Raw genomic sequence first — 15,911 nt, forward strand, 5'->3', positions numbered from 1 at the left:
GCCTCACGCGTTTTCGATGCGGCTGATCATGTAGGGCATGATGCCGCCCGCCTTCACGTAGGTGAGTTCTACGGGGGTGTCGATTCTCACCGTAAGCGGCACGCTCTTAACCGTACCGTCCGGGTAGTGAATCGTGAGCGTCACGTCGCCCAGGGGTTTAATGGCGTCAACCCCTGTGATGTCAAAGGTTTCACGGCCGGTAAGCCCCAGCGTCTGAGCGCTTGTGCCCGGCTTAAACTGCAGCGGCAGAACTCCCATACCGATGAGGTTGGAGCGGTGAATGCGCTCAAAGCTCTTCACAATGACGGCTTTGACCCCCAACAATTTCGTACCCTTGGCGGCCCAGTCGCGGCTTGAGCCCGTGCCGTATTCTTCACCGGCAAACACAACGACCGGGATGTGCTTGGCCTTGTAGTCGCAGGCCGCTTCAAAGATCGTGGTCTTTTTGCCTTCGGGCATCTCAAGCGTAAAGCCCCCTTCCACGGGTGTGCCGTCGGGGTTTGCGGGAACCATGAGGTTCTTGATGCGGGCGTTGGCAAATGTGCCGCGCATCATCACTTCGTGCTGGCCGCGCCGCGACCCGTAACTGTTGAAGTCGGCCTCCGCCACGCCCTTGCTTCTTAACCACTTTGCTGCCGGCGTATCCGCGCCGATGCGGCCTGCGGGCGAAATGTGGTCGGTCGTCACGGAGTCACCGAAAATGCCGAGCGCGCGGGCGCCCTTGATGTCGCTCATCGTGTCGGTTGCTTCCATAAAGGGAGGCTCAGCAATGTAGGTCGAATCCGGCCAGTTGTAGCAGGGACCGGTGGTGCCGGTCACGGCCTGCCACAATGAACCCGGTTCCGTGCGGATCTTGAGGTAGGTCGAGCGGTAGGCTTCGGGTTGCTGAGCCGCGGGCAGCATCGCTTCGATTTCTTCCGGCGCGGGCCAGACGTCCCTGAGATAAACGGGCTTGCCGTCCTTGCCGGTTCCGAGCGGTTCTTCCGCAAGATCACGGCGCACGCTGCCCGCAATCGCGTAGGCGACCACCAAAGCGGGCGAGGCAAGGAAATTGGCCTTCACCGCCGGGTGAATACGGGCTTCAAAGTTGCGGTTTCCGGACAAAACGGCGGCTGTTACGAGGTTTTCGTCTTTGACGGCTTTCAAAATGTCGGGTGCGAGGTCACCGGCGTTGCCGATACAGGTGGTGCAGCCGTAGGCAGCGACATTAAAGCCGAGCTTTTCAAGGTAGGGCAGGAGCCCGAGCTTTTCAAGGTAGGCCGTTACAACGCGGCTTCCCGGTGCGAGGCTCGTTTTGATGCGCGGCGCGGTCGTAAGCCCCGCTTCCACGGCCTTTTTCGCGAGAAGCCCTGCGGCAATCAGAACCGAGGGGTTGGAGGTGTTCGTGCAGGAGGTTATGGCCGCAATCACGATGTCGCCGTGATTGAGTTTCCTGCCGTCAGCCAAAGTGCCCGCGGCATGCGTGCGGTCTGCGGGCTGCGAAAAGCCGCCATCGGCAACGGGTGTCGTGAGAAGCTTTTCAAAGGTGGGGGTAAGCTCCGTGAGTTCAATTCTGTCCTGCGGACGGCGGGGGCCGGCCAAAGACGGCCGAACTTTGGCAAGATCGATTTCTACCGTGTCGGTGTAGTCGTGCACACCGGCCTCGGCAATGCCGAAAAGCCCCTGCGCCTTAAAGTAGGCTTCAATGCGGCTGCAGACCTCTTCAGTGCGCCCCGTTTCCTTAAAGAACGCAATCGTTTTGTCGTCCACGCCGAAGTAGCCCATCGTGGCGCCGTATTCGGGGGCCATGTTGGCAATCGTGGCGCGCTCGGGCACCGCCAGAGACCTTGCGCCGTCACCGAAAAATTCCACAAACTTGCCGACCACTTTCTTGGCGCGCAGCACCTGCGTGACGGTAAGCGCGAGATCCGTTGTCGTGCAGTCGGCGGGGAGTTTCCCCTTAAGGTGCACGCCCACGACGTCGGGGGTGAGCATGTAAATGGGGCGCCCGAGCATCGCGGCTTCGGCTTCGATGCCGCCCACGCCCCAGCCGATGACACCGAGCCCGTTTACCATCACCGTGTGGCTGTCGGTGCCCACAACGCTGTCGGGCCAGAGCGTGTTGTCCTTGCCGCAGAAGACACCGCGGGCAAGGTACTCGAGGTTGACCTGATGCACGATACCGAATCCCGGCGGCACAATGCCGAAACTCTTAAAGGCCTGCATGCCCCACTTGAGAAAGCTGTAGCGCTCGCGGTTACGCTTGAATTCAACCGACATGTTGTCGGTGAGGGCCTTGGGGTTGCCGAAGTTGTCGATCATCACCGAGTGGTCCACGACCATATCCACGGGAACGAGCGGTTCCACACGTTCGGGATCAAGCCCCCGGCGTGCGGCTTCGCTGCGCATGGCGGCCAAGTCCGCCAAGAGCGGAACACCGGTTAAGTCCTGCAGAATCACGCGGCTTACCACAAACGGCGTTTCTTCACGCGGGGCGTTGGCTTTCCAGCCGGCAAGCTTTTTCACGCTCTCGGCGTGAATCGTTTCTTCGTCGCAGTTTCTGAGAATGCTTTCAAGCACAATGCGGATCGTCACCGGGACGCGGGTGAGATCAACGCCGAGCTCTGCGGCGAGTTTGGGAAGGCTGTAGTAGCGGTAGTCCTTGCCGCCTGCGGTGAGCGTCGCAAGCGTGGAGGCGCGCAGGCTCTCTTTGGCGTTCTGGGTCATCTGGTTTTGTCTCCCGGGATGTGCGGGCGTGTGTCTCCCAGAATGGAGCCGCCCGGTCTTATGTAAAGTGGAATTGATTTTAGCCGCGCACCGCGCAGGCTAAGGCTTTCACGGGGTAAAAATATGTGAAATCTAGGCAGAACGTCTAGGAAAAAAGTGCCTCAGCGAGGATTTCGGGCGTTGCGTGCGCCTGCGCCATCCGTTTGGCGCGTTCAATTTCCGTCGCTGAGAGTTCGGCCGTTAGTTCATCACAGCGGATGCGGCACTGCGCGAGAAGCTCCGCCGTGTCTTTGCCGTCGCCGCGGGCATCACGGTCGGTCAGAACGCTTCTCACCTTCATCAGAAGCGCCAGGGCTTCAGCGGGCAGCCGGCCCGCGCGTGTTTCGCCCTCCGTGAGAAGCTTTGCCAGAAAAAGAAAAGCCGGGAGGTAGCCCTGCAGCGCACTGCGCCGGGCCCAGTCGCAGGCCGTGTCCGCGGACTTTCTGACGCCGTCACCCCGCCAGTGGAAAAACGCAAGCTGCAGCTGTGCGGCAGCGAGCCCCCCGCGGGCGGCTTCCGCGCACCAGTGAAGGGCTTCAGCGCTGTCGGCCTGCGGGTTGTCCGGTCTGAGGTTGAGTTCACTTAAGGCTAGTGCCGCTTTGGCGCTGCCCTTTAAGGCCGCACGTTTAAGCCGCTGCTGGGCCTGCCGCAGGTCCGTCGGACAGCCGCGGCCGGTGGCGTAGGCAATACCGGACTCGTATTCAGCCTCGGTGTGCCCCTGGGCTGCGGCAAGCCGAAACCAGGTGAGGGCCTCGGAGGGATTTTCTTCGCAGCCGAACCCCCAGAGGAGGGCTCGTCCGAGATCGTACTGGGCGTCTTTGTTGCCCATGACTGCGGCTTTGCGGAAAAGTTCCACGGCTTTTTCCGGATCGGGCCTCACCCCCTGACCGCGGGCAATCAGCAGTCCCAGCAGGTACTGCGAGGCCGTATGTTCTTTTTCCACGGCTTTTCTGAGCCACTTGACGGCCGCACGGTTGTCGGCGGAAATGACGGCGGTCTGCGCGAGCGTCCTCGCAAGCTCGTACTGCGCCTGCGGGGAGCCCTGGGCGGCTTCGCGCGTCCAGAGATCAACCTGAGTTTTTTCCGGCCGTGCCTGCGTTACGTCCCCCCGTAAGAGCGCAAGAACCCCGGCGGAAGCCGTATCAGCCCCCGTGCGTTTGGGAAGTTCAAAGCGCGTCTCAACGTTGGTGCGCATGGCTTACTGCTGCAGAATCGGAGCGTCCGCAGGCAGCGGATCAATCCCGGTTAAATGCAGGAAAAGAACAAGTGTCAGGGCAAAAGCGGTGTAGGCGACCCAGCCGAAGGCGCCGATCATGATTGCGCGGCCGAAAAATTTCCCTTTGTAGGCGATGCGGTTGCGGCGGATGTAGGTCACCTGGCGGATTCCCATGGAAAGCGTCCAGGAAATCCAGAAACCGATAAAAAGCGCAATCATGAGATAGCGGCAGACGGGAATGTCGCGGATAAAGGGTTCGGCAATCGTGTAGGCAACGAACGTGAAAAAGCTCACGCGCACCCAGGCCATGCTTTTTTCCGCGAGGACCGGTTCATTTAATGTCCGCCAGTTAAAGCCCTGCAACAGTGCCCCGAACATCGGTGTGAAGATGAGTGTGAGAATAATGCACACCACGGGGTTATAAAGGCGCAGCGGCTCTTCAGCCGTTTGGACAGAGGGGTTCTGAATGGTTTCAGGCATTTCGTTGTCTGAGGGCGGCGCTTGCCGGCACGCCCTGAATTGAGGTTGAGCGAATTGTAGGTGGAAATCGGCGGAAACGCCCAAGGCTTAAACGGGCTGCGGCACTTGCAGCGCTTCTTATGATTATGGATCGAAAAGATCGCTGTGGCCGAGCATGATTGCGCGCATCTGCTCGGCATGTTCAGACCAGTAACTGGTACTTTTTGGGATCATGATCCCAAAATTTGCTAAATAGAAGACTTCCCGTCGAGTTGGTCAAGGACTTGGAGGGGCGTCAAAGGCATTAGCCAAGATCGCAGGAGCGGCTGGCTCTTGGTCGATATTGTCGGGGGAGACAACAGTCACCGGAATGTTCGGATAGGCGCGTGTAAATGCTCTGATTGAGTTGGAATTGGTTTTGTTGCCGGCCTTGCACTCAAAGGCTGCAATGGTGCCGTTCACAATTTCGATAAAGTCCATCTCATGCTGCTTTTTGGTTCGCCAGATATAGATTTCGCCGCCGTCGCGCCTGAAGGCATGGAGCTTCAAACGTTCTGTGAAGAACAAGTTTTCCCAAAGAGCGCCCTTGTCTTCGCGCGCAGGCACAGGTGTGAAGTTCTTCAATAGCGCATTGCGAATTCCATTATCGTAGAAATAGATTTTCTTACTGAGTTTGAGCTCTGCCGTTGGGTTTCTCGTCCACGAAGGAACGACCTTCAAGATGAAACAGGAGGCCAATAAATCGACATAGCGTTCGATCGTCTTGTTTTGAATGCCAAGTTCGGAAGCGATGGAGCCGTAGCGGATTTCCGAGCCAACATTGGCAGCAAGGAACTTAACGAGCTTTGTGAGATCGGTAGGCTTTCTGACTTCTGTCAGTTTGAACAAGTCCTTGTACAAAATGGAATCTGTGAAGTCGAGAAGGTACTCTTTGGCGTGAGCAGGATCATTGATGACATCAGGATGGCAGCCATAGATCATGCGATCATTGATTTGGCGCTTTACCTCGATCCAGCTGCTGTGTTCGGCAAGTTCTTCCAGAGAAAGAGGCCACAGGTTGTACGAATTGAAGCGGCCGGCTGCGGATTCTTTGAGATGGCCGCCAAGGTCTAGGGCGCTGGAACCGGTTACGAAGATGCGCGAGTCCGTTGTGTTGTTATCGACCATGCGCTTGATCACGCGGCCAATGTTCGGCACAAACTGCGCTTCGTCAATGATGACATTGGGAAATTGCTGTGTCAGCGTGAGAAATGTCTTCGGATCAGCAAGGATGCTCAGGTCGTCGTCATCTTCTCCGGAGAGCTTAATGAAACGCTGGTTCTGTACAAGATGGTCGAGCATCGTACTTTTGCCTACCTGGCGAGGACCGAGAATCAGCTCCGCTCGATTGCGGAGTGTGCCTTTTAAGATGTGGTCTTCGAGCTCGCGGCGAATGTAGGCAAAGTTGAACATGATGATGAGCTAACCTGCAGAATTAGAACTTTTTGGGATTATATTCCTAAAAAAGCGTGAAATTTTGGGAATATAGTGCCAAAATTTACCGAAAATGCCTGTCGAGGTGTTTGCAACCATGCAAACGTTCTCGAAATCGCAGGTTTGAGCGCCACATCCTGCCCTGCTAAACAACCCCGCGCTTTCAAGCGCGTGTTGTTTAGAGCAGGCAGACATCGGGTAAGCCCAGCCTTTGCGGCAGCCCTGCCGGAATCAGAAATCCGCAGCATCACGCCCGAAAACTTTTCGGAGACAATGAAAAACCCGGCATGCTGAATGAGCCTGCCGGGTTTTAGAGAATCCTCAGAAAGAGGTCGGCTTACTTCCCTGCCAGTTCCTTCTGCGTCTTTTCCACCATCGCGAGTTTGGCTTCAAAGTCGTTCAGAGAATACACAACGACCTTGTTGAGAGCCAGAAGGGCAATGAGGTTAGGGATCACCATCAGGCCGTTAAAGAGGTCGGCCAGAGACCAGACGAGGTCAACCTTGAGTGTTGCGCCCAGGATGATGAAGGCGCACACCAAAAGGCGGTAGGGGAGAAGCCCGCGGCCCTTAAAGAGGAAGCGGACATTCTGTTCACCGAAGAAGTACCAGCCGATGATCGTGGAGAAGGCAAAGAAGAAGAGGCACACCGCCACAAAGCTCATGCCGATGCTGCCTAAGCCCACGTTGTAGGCTTGCTGCGTGAGTTCGATGCCCGTGGTCTTGTAGTCAAGAACGCCGGTCACAAGAATCACAATCCCCGTAAAGGTCACGATGATGAGGGTTGCAGCCACACCGAAGATGGCGACAAGGCCCTGTTCCACCGGGTGCTCAACCTTCGCTACGGCGTGCGCGTGGGGCGTCGAACCCATACCGGCTTCATTAGAAAAGAGCCCGCGGGCCACACCGAACTGCATCGCTTTGGCAACCGTGAGACCCAAAGCGCCGCCGGCGACAGCCTGGGGATTAAAGGCCGCTTCGATGATGAGTTCAAAGGCCGGAATAATCTGCGCGGCGTGCATGCAGATCACCCACGTGCCGCCCACGATGTAAATGGCAGCCATGGCGGGAACGATCTTTTCCGTGACGCTCGCAAGCCGCCCGATACCGCCGAAGAAGACGAAACCGGAAAGCACGGCAACCACAACGCCCGTGATCAGAAGCGGCATGTCAAAGGCCGTCTTCATGGCCATTGAAATAGAGTTGGACTGTACGGCGTTACCGATGCAGCCCAGGGCAATGATGATGGCAATGGAGAAAAAGACAGCCATCGGACGGAATTTTTCGCCCATACCCTTGGTGATGTAGTAGGCGGGGCCGCCCACGATGTGGCCATTGGCGTCCTTGTCACGGTAGGTCTGGGCGAGCACGGCTTCCGCAAAGATCGTCGCCATACCGAAAAAGGCCGCTACCCAAAGCCAGAAAAGGGCACCGGGGCCGCCCGAAACGATGGCTGTGGCGGTACCAGCGACGTTACCGGTACCGACCTGAGCGGCAATGGCGGTCGCGAGAGCCTGAAACGAACTCATACCGGTCTTGTCGGCGCGCTTACCGAAGAGCGATGCGCCGCCGAAAAGGATCTTAAGCGCGAGGCCGAACTTTCTGACTTGAACGAAACGCAGACGGATCGTGTAGAAGATACCGGTACCGCACAGCAGGGGAATAAGACAGAAAACACCCCAAAGTACGCTGTTGACGTCGCCGACAAGGCTGTTTAGCCAGTCCATCATTTGGAAATCACCCTGTGAAAATTAGTCAAGGAGCGGACACGTCCTTCGTATCCTTTTGTAAGAATTACGCGCAGAATGTTAGCGCGAGTGGCTGAGTCTATAGAAGCGCAGGCCCGATCTGTGCGGATTTGCGCCAAAAATTTTGAATTTAATCGTCGGACTATGACTTCCTGCGGGATCGGCTGAGCAATTCCCCGTAAGCGAGTCAAAGTGGCTGTAAGACAAAACAATTAGAGTCTCAAGCGAGCGGTCTTAACCGCAAAAAATAAAAAACGAAAGGAAAGAAAGATGACTGACGGGCGGGACTTAAAGGCGGGCGACAAGGCGCCGGATTTTGAACTGATGACGGACGCCGGGGAGTCCGTGCGGTTGTCAGAGCTTCGCGGGCACAAGGTGATTCTTTACTTTTACCCGGAAGACAATACGCCGGGGTGCACCGCACAGGCGCAGGATTTCCGCGACACGATCAAAGACTTTAAGGCCCTGGGCTACAGCATCTACGGTGTCTCCAACGACAATCAGGCAAGCCACTGCGATTTTCGTGACCGCTATAAGCTCACGTTCCCGCTTTTGTGTGACACCGATCGCACAGTGAGCAACCTCTACGGCGTGATGACCGAGCAGGTTAAAGACGGCAAGCCTCGCATCCGTATCGAGCGTTCGACTTTCGTGATCGACGAAAACGGTGTTCTCACACACGTACTGCGTAACGTCGTGGCGCGCGTGCATGTGGGAGAGCTCTTAAAGCTTCTCTCCGGCAAGGATGCCTGATTTTTTGCGGCTCCGGCGTCATGGACATCAAGTCGGCTTCTGAGCGAAGCGCCAATATGGCGGCGATCCGCTCGAAAAACACAAAGCCCGAAATCATTGTCCGAAAGACGCTCACCGCCGCAGGCTGCCGCTACCGGTTAAACCGCAGCGACATTCCCGGAAAACCGGATATCGCCATGATCGGCCGCCGCATCGCGATCTTTGTGCACGGCTGTTTCTGGCACGCGCACGCGGGTTGCCCGAGAGCGTCGGTGCCGTCTGCGCACCACGCTTTCTGGGTTGAAAAGCTTGCCCGCAACAAAGCACGCGACGCGGCCGTGCTCGATAAGCTGCTTGAGAGCGGCTGGCGTGTTTTCCGGGTCTGGGAGTGTGCTTTAAGGACCAAAGCCGAGCGGGATGCCGTCGGCCGCAAAATCCGGGCATAGATCGAAAGTGACGCGCGGTTTGGTAATATTGCCGGGAGCCGCCATTAAGCCCGTGTTGTTCCGTGTACAGATTGTTGCGAAATTATCCGAAAGTGCCCGACGGTTTGCGCGAACCCTTTTAGAGTGCGGTCAAGAAAAATTGTTTTCGAAAAGGAATTACACCATGGCCATGCATAAGGACATTTACACGGAAGCCCCGTCAAGCGCGGATACGCTTGCCAACCTCGGGCCTTTGGCGCGCCTTGCCGGCACCTGGTACGGCGATCAGGGCGTTGACACGCACCCGCAGGCTGACGGCCCGGAAACCGAGCCTTACATCGAGCGCATCGTGATGGAGCCGATTGACGCACAGAATAACGGTCCGCAGGTTCTCTACGGCCTTCGCTACCACGTGCATATCGTTAAGCCCGGGGAACTTGCCGGTTTCCACGATCAGGTGGGCTACTGGCTTTGGGAGCCCGCGACCGGCCAGATTACGCATACGCTTGCGATTCCGCGCGCGCAGGTGGCGATGGCAACGGGCGTTGCCAAACCGGGCGACAAGACGATTACGGTGAAGGCCGAGCGGGGGTCGCTCACAAACGGCATCATCTCCGGCCCCTTCCTCGAAGAGGCTTTCAAGACCGTTGAGTGGACGATGAGCATCACTTTTAACGACGACGGTACCTGGAGTTACGATCAGGTCACCAAGCTCATTGTTCCCGGTGTTGAAGGGGAGTTCCTGCACACCGACCACAACACCCTTCGCATGATCGAATACCCGCGTCCCAATCCGCGCGGTATTGACGAAGGTATTTTCCTGCGCCGTTGATTTTTAAACGGGCAGTAAAAAGCCTCCGTGCGTTTTTAAAAGCGCCGGAGGCTTTTTTAACGGGACGTCAGAGCTTTAGGCCGGAACCGCCGGGAGGCTTGTGAGCATGCGGCAGCCGTGGAGATTGCGGATAAGTTCCACGCCGTGCTGCACGGCCTGCACGGCGGGCACGCGCGGGAAGGTCTTGCGCCAGGCAAGCACCACGCGGCGCTTGGGGACGCTCGGGCGCTCAAAAGGCACGATGCGGATCAGGGGGTTGTGATCGTAGAAGGGCACCGCGCTTGACGGGAGAATCGTGACGCCCAGGCCCTGCGCGACCATGTAGCAGATTGTCTGCAGCGAGCTGCCTTCGACGCTTTTTTTGGCGTTGGGGTCGCTTCGGAGCGTATCGGCACAGAAATCAAGTACCTGATCGCGGAAGCAGTGGCCGGACCCCAACAGAAGCATCGGTTCATTTTTGACGTCCTGGCGCGAAATCGCCGGCCGGTGCGCGAGCGGGTGGTTTGCCGGCACCACAGCCACAAATTCTTCGTCGTAGAGGGGCTGAATCATGATGCCCGGCTGATCAATCGGGAGCGACACGATCGCAGCGTCAAGCTGACCGCTTTTAAGCTGCTCAAGAAGGTTCGCGGTGAGGCCTTCCGTGAGAATAAGCGGCATGTTGGCAGCCACTTTGTGCATGCTGCTCACGAGATCCGGAATGAGGTAGGGGGCGATCGTGCAAATCGTTCCCAGGCGCAGCTCCCCGCTTAAGGGATCTTTACCCTGCTGGGCGCAGACGCGCAACAGGGCAGCGTCTTCCAAAACCCGCTGGGCGCGTTCAACGATCAGTTTGCCGATCGGCGTGACGGTGACGTCTGAGCTCTTACGCTCAAAAATCTTGACGCCCAGTTCCTCTTCGAGCTTACGCACGGCCACGGAAAGAGAAGGCTGGGAGACGCTGCAGCTTTCGGCCGCCCGTCCGAAATGGTGTTCCTGCGCAACGGCAAGGACATATTTGAGTTCAGTCAGTGTCATAGTAGGGACTCACTTGGGGTGTGCTTACGCTTGTAAAAAATTTCGGGCGGGATCAAACCACCGGCTGGCAAACTTTTCGGCTGCCGCCGCATCCTCACGCATCCAGTCTTCGGCCGAGCGCCGCGCCCACTCCAGAAGATCCTTGTCGTTTAAGGGATCGGCAAAGCGCATGGCGGGGCTGCCGGACTGGCGCGCACCTAAAAACTCACCCGGGCCGCGAAGCCTTAGGTCCTCGCGCGCCACGGCAAAACCGTCGGTCGTCTCGCGGATCACACGCAGACGTTCCTTGCCGACGTCACTTAATTCGGGGTCAAAAAGCATGAGGCAGGTACTTTTGGCGGTACCGCGCCCCACTCGGCCGCGCAACTGATGCAGCTGCGACAGGCCAAACCGCTCGGCGTGTTCAATCACCATCACCGAGGCGTTCGGAACATCCACACCCACCTCAATCACGGTGGTGGAGACGAGAATGTCAATTTCTCCCGCGGCAAAGCGCGCCATTACGGCTTCTTTTTCTTCTGCGGGGAGTTTGCTGTGCAGTAGCGCTGTTCTTAAGTCCGGTTCGCTTTCGCGGATCATGCGCTCGCGGTCGGTTGCGGCGGTTAGGTCCGCCTTTTCGCTTTCTTCAATGAGGGGACAGACCCAGTAGCACTGCCGCCCTTCGCGGATGTCGCCTGTGACGGCCTTTAAAACGTCCGCTGCCCGAGAAAGACTGATGAGCTTGGTGGTGACGGGCTGCCGTCCGGGCGGCATTTCGTCTAAGAAACTCACGTCGATGTCGGCAAGGTAACTCATCGCGAGCGTGCGAGGAATGGGTGTTGCGGTTAAAAGGAGCTGATGCGGCTGAACGCCTGCATCGGTGAGCGCCAACTTCATGCGCTGTGAAACGCCGAAGCGGTGCTGCTCGTCAATCACGGCAAGCCCGAGGTTTTTAAAGTGAACGCCTTCCTGAATGAGGGCGTGGGTGCCCACCGCAATCTGAGCGGTACCGTCGGCAATGCTTTTTAGCGCTGCTTTTTTGTCGGGCCCTGAGAGGCTTCCCGCAAGAAACACAATATTGACGCCCAAGGGCGTAAGCCACGCCGAGAGCTTTTTGTAATGCTGCTGCGCGAGAATTTCCGTGGGGGCCATGACCGCGGCCTGAAAGCCGTTTTCAACGGCGCGGACGGCGGCCAGCGCCGCAATCACGGTTTTACCCGAGCCGACGTCGCCCGCGACAAGCCGCTGCATGGGGCGCTTCGTTGCCATGTCAGCTTCAATTTCAGAGATGACGCGTTGTTGAGCTCCGGTAAGCGTAAAGGCAAGACTATCCAAAAACCGGGTTTTAAGGGCCCCTGACGTGTCCGTCATCGCGGGCGCGGCGGCAAGGGCCTTGGCGTCCCGGCTTTTCTTTAAAAAGATCTGCTGAGCAAGAAATTCGTCAAACACGAGGCGCTTGAATTCGGGCGCCGTGCGCTCGGAAAGCGCTTCAGCCGGTGTAAGGGGGCTCGGGTGGTGGATAAAGCGCACAGCCTCGGCAAACCCGGGAAGATTTAAGGCTTTCGTGTACTTTTCGGGAACGAGGTCCTTTAAATCGACGTCAAGGAGCGCTCTGTCAATGCGCTTGCGGATGACGGGCTGGGTGAGTGTGCCTGAGGCCGGATAAACGGGCGTAAGGGTTTTCGGAAGGTCCGAGACGTCCGCCACCGCCTTTTTAACGCGCGGCTGCCAGAGTTCCGGTTCACCGCTGTAGGCGAGTCTTACTTCACCGTAGGCACGGATGAGACTTCCCATCGTGAGAAGCTTTTTGTCACCGAACCGGAAAAGCCGCATGGCAGCCGATCCGCTCGCGTCCGTGATTCTGATAAAGGTAAAGGGAACAAAACCCGAGGTGCGTTTGGCAATGACTTCAGTAATGCGGCCCTGGACCTGGGCAAAGGTGCCGGGCGTGAGCGCCCTGCAGTCAGTGATCTGCGTTTCGTCTTCGTAACGGAGCGGCAGATGAAAGACAAAATCCCAGTCGCGCACGAGACCAAGACGCGCAAAGCGCTCAGACATCGTGAGCTTGTCTTCTTTTTTCGGTTTTTCAGTCTTTAAGGCTTGCTGCTTTTTGACCGGGACTTTGTCAATCGGCATAACACACTCAGAAGCTCATTTCCTTAATAACGGCAATGGCTTCCACTTCAAAAAGCGCACCTTTGGGGAGCGAGGAGACTTCCACGCAGCTGCGTGCGGGGTAGGGGTCCTTCACGTACTCCTTCATGACGGCGTTCACAAGGCCGAACTGCGCCATGTCAGTCACAAAAAGCGTGAACTTCACCACGTCGGAAAACGTGCCGCCTGCGGCGGAAACAACTTCCGTGAGGTTGGTGAAGGCCTGACGCACCTGGGCTTCAAGGCCCTCGGTAAGCTCTCCGGTTTCCGGCACAAGACCGATCTGACCGGAGCAGAAGACGACGTTTCCGGCTTTGACGGCCTGGTTGTACGGGCCGATCGCAGCAGGGGCCGTCTTGGTTGAAATAATCTCAGTCATATGCTTCAAAATCTCCCATATCAGCGGAGAAAAAACGGCACAGGCGCTGTCTTTCCTCTCATTGAATAATTATATTATTAATTCTCATGAATTTAGGAAGCGTTTATTATAAATCATGAGCGTTTTCAATTAGGTATTTTATCTTAGAATACTCATGAAGGAGTATTTAAAGCGGGTTAAGACAATGTCCTTGGGTTTTATTCCGGCTGATTTATAAGTGCCCTGAAATACGAGGGCGAAAACGGGAATTCTCAGAAGGTTTGCTTAGGTCAAAGAAGCGGAGAAATTTGGGGTTATTACCTATAGTACTTAGGTAGTATGGCTCGTAAACTCGCGCTGACACATAAGGTCGGCTTAATTTAAGCCGCCTGCGGTGTTGTTTTTCTGAGGTGCGGGCCGGCTGCGGGAAACTGCGGCAGGGGCGCGCCGGGACGCTGTTGTGCGCGGCTTCTCCGGCTCTTTTTTCAAGGGTCCGGGGTGTCTGAAGCGGTTGCGGTTCGGACGGCACGGCGGCACGGGCAAGGGTGTTGCGGAGTGTAAACGCCGGTCACTGTATTGCTCCAAGTCATTGAGAGCCGACTGCAGGAATGACGTTGCCGGCAAAGAGGTTGACAATATCATCCCGAATGGGTAGGTCCCCCGGGACTTCCCACAAAAAAGAGCTTTTCTGACCCTGCCGGGTCATGCGGTGCGGTTTGTTGTGCTTGACGGACCGGATGAACCCAGGCGGATCCTCACGGATCAAGGAGACCATAAAAAATGAAGATTATCTACACCGACGTACTGGTGATCGGTGGCGGCCTGGCCGGTCTTCGCATGGCAGTTGCTGCCAAGCGTCGCGGTCACGACTCCATCGTCTTGTCGCTGGTGCCCCCGAAGCGTTCGCACTCCAAGGCGGCGCAGGGCGGCATGCAGGCCTCTCTCGGCAACGTGATTAAGGGCCTGGGGGACAATGAAGACGTCCACTTCGCCGATACCGTCCGCGGTTCCGACTGGGGTGCCGACCAGGACGTGGTGCGTATGTTCGTCAACACCAGCCCGAAGGCCGTGCGTGAACTCGCGGCCTGGGGCGTGCCCTGGAGCCGTATCACCCCGGGTGACCGCCAGGTCATCATCAATGGTGAAAAGGTCACGATTACCGAGCGCAAGGAGGCCGCGGGCCTGATCGGCCAGCGTGACTTCGGCGGCACGAAGAAGTGGCGTACGTGCTTTGTGTCTGACGGCACGGGCCACGCGATGCTTAACGCCGTGAGCGACCGCGTCATCGCCGAACACGTTCCGGTTGTCGAACGTATCGAAGCTCTCTCTCTGATTCATGACGGCAAGCGCTGCTACGGCGCTGTCTGCCGCGATCTGATGACGGGCGAACTGATTGCCTACGTTGCAAAGGCTACGGCCATTGCCACGGGCGGCGCCGGCAAGCTCTTCCGCGTGACGACGAACGCTCAGATCTGCGAAGGCACGGGCCACGCTCTGGCTCTGGAATCCGGTGTTGCCACGCTCGGCAACATGGAAGCCATTCAGTTCCACCCGACCGGTATTTTCCCGGCCGGTATTCTCGTGACGGAAGGCTGCCGCGGTGACGGCGGTCTGCTTCGTGACGTTGACGGCCACCGCTTCATGCCGGACGTGGAACCGGAAAAGAAGGAACTCGCCTCCCGCGACGTCGTGAGCCGCCGTATGGAAGAACGTATTGCTCAGGGCAAGGGCGTGAAGAGCCGCTTCGGCGAACACCTCTGGCTCGACATCACGCTGCTGGGCGAACACCACATTAAGCACAACCTGCGTGAAGTTTACGAAATCTGCCACTACTTCCTGGGCGTTGACCCCACGAAGGAATGGATCCCGGTGCGTCCGGCCATGCACTACACGATGGGCGGCGTGCGCACGAACTACACGGGCGAATCCCGTCAGTTGAAGGGCCTCTTTGCCGCGGGCGAAGCAGCCTGCTGGGATATGCACGGCTTTAACCGCCTGGGCGGCAACTCCGTGGCTGAAACCGTTGTGGGCGGCATGATCGTCGGTGAATTCATCGCCGATTTCTGCGACCGTCCCGAAAACGGCATTGACATTCCGACCTCCCTCATTTATGACGCGGCCGCCAAGGTCAAGGCTGAATTGGACGGGTTCCTGAAGAATTCCGGCACGGAAGACATGGCCAAGATCCGTACCCGCATGCAGGAACTCATGACGAGCAAGATCGGTATTTTCCGTCGCGGCGACGTGATGGACAGCGCCGTCGAAGAACTCGAAGAGCTCTACAAGAAGACCTTCAAGGTCTCCTGCAAGGATCAGCTGGGCGCCAACGCCGAACTCACCTATGCCTACCGCACCCGCAAGATGCTCAAGGTGGCTCTCGCGATTGCCTGCGGCGCTACGGCCCGTAAGGAAAGCCGCGGTGCTCACTTCCGTGAAGACTTCCCGGTCCGCGACGACGCCAAGTGGTTGAAGCGCACCCTCTCTTCCTGGAAGGAAGGCGACACGATGCCGACGCTTACCTACGAAACGCTCGACATCAGCAAGATGGAACTCCCGCCGGGCTGGCGTGGTTACGGCGCCAAGAACTACATCGACAACCCCGAAACGCCCAAGCGTCAGGCCGAAGTCGATGCCATCCGCGCCAAGATGCAGGCCGAAGGTGCCGACCGCTTCCAGATTCAGGATGCGATCATGCCCTACCACAATCTGCTGCCCAAGCGTCTGCAGGGCCGCAATGAACGCATCGATGAACCCCTGCCGTAATTCCGAGGAGC

The 15,911-nt window shown here is 57.6% G+C and carries 12 protein-coding genes; 4 read left to right on the plus strand and 8 right to left on the minus strand.

Going from position 1 to position 15,911, the window contains the following annotated elements; genetic code table 11:
- Nucleotides 1–3 precede the first annotated feature (3 nt).
- The 5 genes from acnA to BQ7486_RS10830 form a co-directional block, all read right to left on the minus strand.
- Nucleotides 4–2,706, minus strand: a complete 2,703-nt coding sequence (acnA, locus tag BQ7486_RS10810) for an aconitate hydratase AcnA (protein WP_074010003.1) — start codon at nucleotides 2,704–2,706, stop codon at nucleotides 4–6.
- Between the two features lie 145 nt (nucleotides 2,707–2,851).
- Entirely contained in the window at nucleotides 2,852–3,940 is a 1,089-nt protein-coding gene (locus BQ7486_RS10815; RefSeq protein ID WP_074010004.1) for a tetratricopeptide repeat protein, read from the minus strand.
- Nucleotides 3,941–3,943: 3 nt separating this feature from the next.
- On the minus strand, nucleotides 3,944–4,441 hold the full coding sequence (locus BQ7486_RS10820) for a hypothetical protein (protein ID WP_022373933.1): 498 nt from the start codon (nucleotides 4,439–4,441) through the stop codon (nucleotides 3,944–3,946).
- A gap of 255 nt (nucleotides 4,442–4,696) precedes the next feature.
- Nucleotides 4,697–5,872 carry an ATP-binding protein gene (locus BQ7486_RS10825; protein WP_074010005.1) on the minus strand — a complete coding sequence of 392 codons (1,176 nt, stop codon included), beginning with the start codon at nucleotides 5,870–5,872 and terminating at the stop codon, nucleotides 4,697–4,699.
- A gap of 358 nt (nucleotides 5,873–6,230) precedes the next feature.
- The gene (locus BQ7486_RS10830; protein WP_235836794.1) at nucleotides 6,231–7,622 is read right to left on the minus strand and encodes an alanine/glycine:cation symporter family protein; all 1,392 of its coding nucleotides are present in this window, start codon (nucleotides 7,620–7,622) and stop codon (nucleotides 6,231–6,233) included.
- Between the two features lie 288 nt (nucleotides 7,623–7,910).
- Here BQ7486_RS10830 and BQ7486_RS10835 point away from each other — a divergent pair, with 288 nt between their 5' ends.
- The 3 genes from BQ7486_RS10835 (at nucleotide 7,911) to BQ7486_RS10845 (ending at nucleotide 9,629) form a co-directional block, all read left to right on the plus strand.
- Nucleotides 7,911–8,393, plus strand: coding sequence for a peroxiredoxin (locus BQ7486_RS10835; RefSeq protein WP_022373936.1), 483 nt, complete (start codon nucleotides 7,911–7,913; stop codon nucleotides 8,391–8,393).
- A 20-nt stretch (nucleotides 8,394–8,413) separates the two neighbouring features.
- A complete protein-coding gene (locus BQ7486_RS10840) occupies nucleotides 8,414–8,818 on the plus strand; it encodes a very short patch repair endonuclease (protein ID WP_074010006.1) in 405 nt (134 codons plus the stop codon).
- A 163-nt stretch (nucleotides 8,819–8,981) separates the two neighbouring features.
- Nucleotides 8,982–9,629, plus strand: coding sequence for an FABP family protein (locus BQ7486_RS10845; protein WP_074010007.1), 648 nt, complete (start codon nucleotides 8,982–8,984; stop codon nucleotides 9,627–9,629).
- Between the two features lie 75 nt (nucleotides 9,630–9,704).
- Here BQ7486_RS10845 and BQ7486_RS10850 read toward each other — a convergent pair whose 3' ends face one another.
- The 3 genes from BQ7486_RS10850 to BQ7486_RS10860 are packed head-to-tail and all read right to left on the minus strand — an operon-like array spanning nucleotide 9,705 to nucleotide 13,158.
- Nucleotides 9,705–10,646: a hydrogen peroxide-inducible genes activator gene (locus BQ7486_RS10850; protein WP_074010008.1), complete on the minus strand. Its 942-nt coding sequence runs from the start codon at nucleotides 10,644–10,646 to the stop codon at nucleotides 9,705–9,707.
- 24 nt (nucleotides 10,647–10,670) lie between these two features.
- Nucleotides 10,671–12,761, minus strand: a complete 2,091-nt coding sequence (gene recG, locus BQ7486_RS10855; RefSeq protein WP_074010009.1) for an ATP-dependent DNA helicase RecG — start codon at nucleotides 12,759–12,761, stop codon at nucleotides 10,671–10,673.
- Nucleotides 12,762–12,768: 7 nt separating this feature from the next.
- Entirely contained in the window at nucleotides 12,769–13,158 is a 390-nt protein-coding gene (locus tag BQ7486_RS10860) for a Rid family detoxifying hydrolase (protein WP_074010010.1), read from the minus strand.
- 759 nt (nucleotides 13,159–13,917) lie between these two features.
- On the opposite strand from BQ7486_RS10860, the gene BQ7486_RS10870 reads away from it, so the two are divergent.
- Nucleotides 13,918–15,900 (plus strand): fumarate reductase flavoprotein subunit, encoded by a 1,983-nt coding sequence (locus BQ7486_RS10870; protein WP_022373942.1) that lies wholly within the window; start codon nucleotides 13,918–13,920, stop codon nucleotides 15,898–15,900.
- The last annotated feature ends 11 nt before the right edge of the window (nucleotides 15,901–15,911 follow it).

This window comes from Duodenibacillus massiliensis, from assembly GCF_900128485.1.
GTDB lineage: Bacteria > Pseudomonadota > Gammaproteobacteria > Burkholderiales > Burkholderiaceae_F > Duodenibacillus > Duodenibacillus massiliensis.

What these genes read in the sequence shown, in the direction of transcription:
- acnA (WP_074010003.1), bottom strand. Translation starts at nt 2,706, where the DNA reads ATGACCCAGAACGCCAAAGAGAGCCTGCGCGCCTCCACGCTTGCGACG.
- BQ7486_RS10815 (WP_074010004.1), bottom strand. Translation starts at nt 3,940, where the DNA reads ATGCGCACCAACGTTGAGACGCGCTTTGAACTTCCCAAACGCACGGGG.
- BQ7486_RS10820 (WP_022373933.1), bottom strand. Translation starts at nt 4,441, where the DNA reads ATGCCTGAAACCATTCAGAACCCCTCTGTCCAAACGGCTGAAGAGCCG.
- BQ7486_RS10825 (WP_074010005.1), bottom strand. Translation starts at nt 5,872, where the DNA reads ATGTTCAACTTTGCCTACATTCGCCGCGAGCTCGAAGACCACATCTTA.
- BQ7486_RS10830 (WP_235836794.1), bottom strand. Translation starts at nt 7,622, where the DNA reads ATGATGGACTGGCTAAACAGCCTTGTCGGCGACGTCAACAGCGTACTT.
- BQ7486_RS10835 (WP_022373936.1), top strand. Translation starts at nt 7,911, where the DNA reads ATGACTGACGGGCGGGACTTAAAGGCGGGCGACAAGGCGCCGGATTTT.
- BQ7486_RS10840 (WP_074010006.1), top strand. Translation starts at nt 8,414, where the DNA reads ATGGACATCAAGTCGGCTTCTGAGCGAAGCGCCAATATGGCGGCGATC.
- BQ7486_RS10845 (WP_074010007.1), top strand. Translation starts at nt 8,982, where the DNA reads ATGGCCATGCATAAGGACATTTACACGGAAGCCCCGTCAAGCGCGGAT.
- BQ7486_RS10850 (WP_074010008.1), bottom strand. Translation starts at nt 10,646, where the DNA reads ATGACACTGACTGAACTCAAATATGTCCTTGCCGTTGCGCAGGAACAC.
- recG (WP_074010009.1), bottom strand. Translation starts at nt 12,761, where the DNA reads ATGCCGATTGACAAAGTCCCGGTCAAAAAGCAGCAAGCCTTAAAGACT.
- BQ7486_RS10860 (WP_074010010.1), bottom strand. Translation starts at nt 13,158, where the DNA reads ATGACTGAGATTATTTCAACCAAGACGGCCCCTGCTGCGATCGGCCCG.
- BQ7486_RS10870 (WP_022373942.1), top strand. Translation starts at nt 13,918, where the DNA reads ATGAAGATTATCTACACCGACGTACTGGTGATCGGTGGCGGCCTGGCC.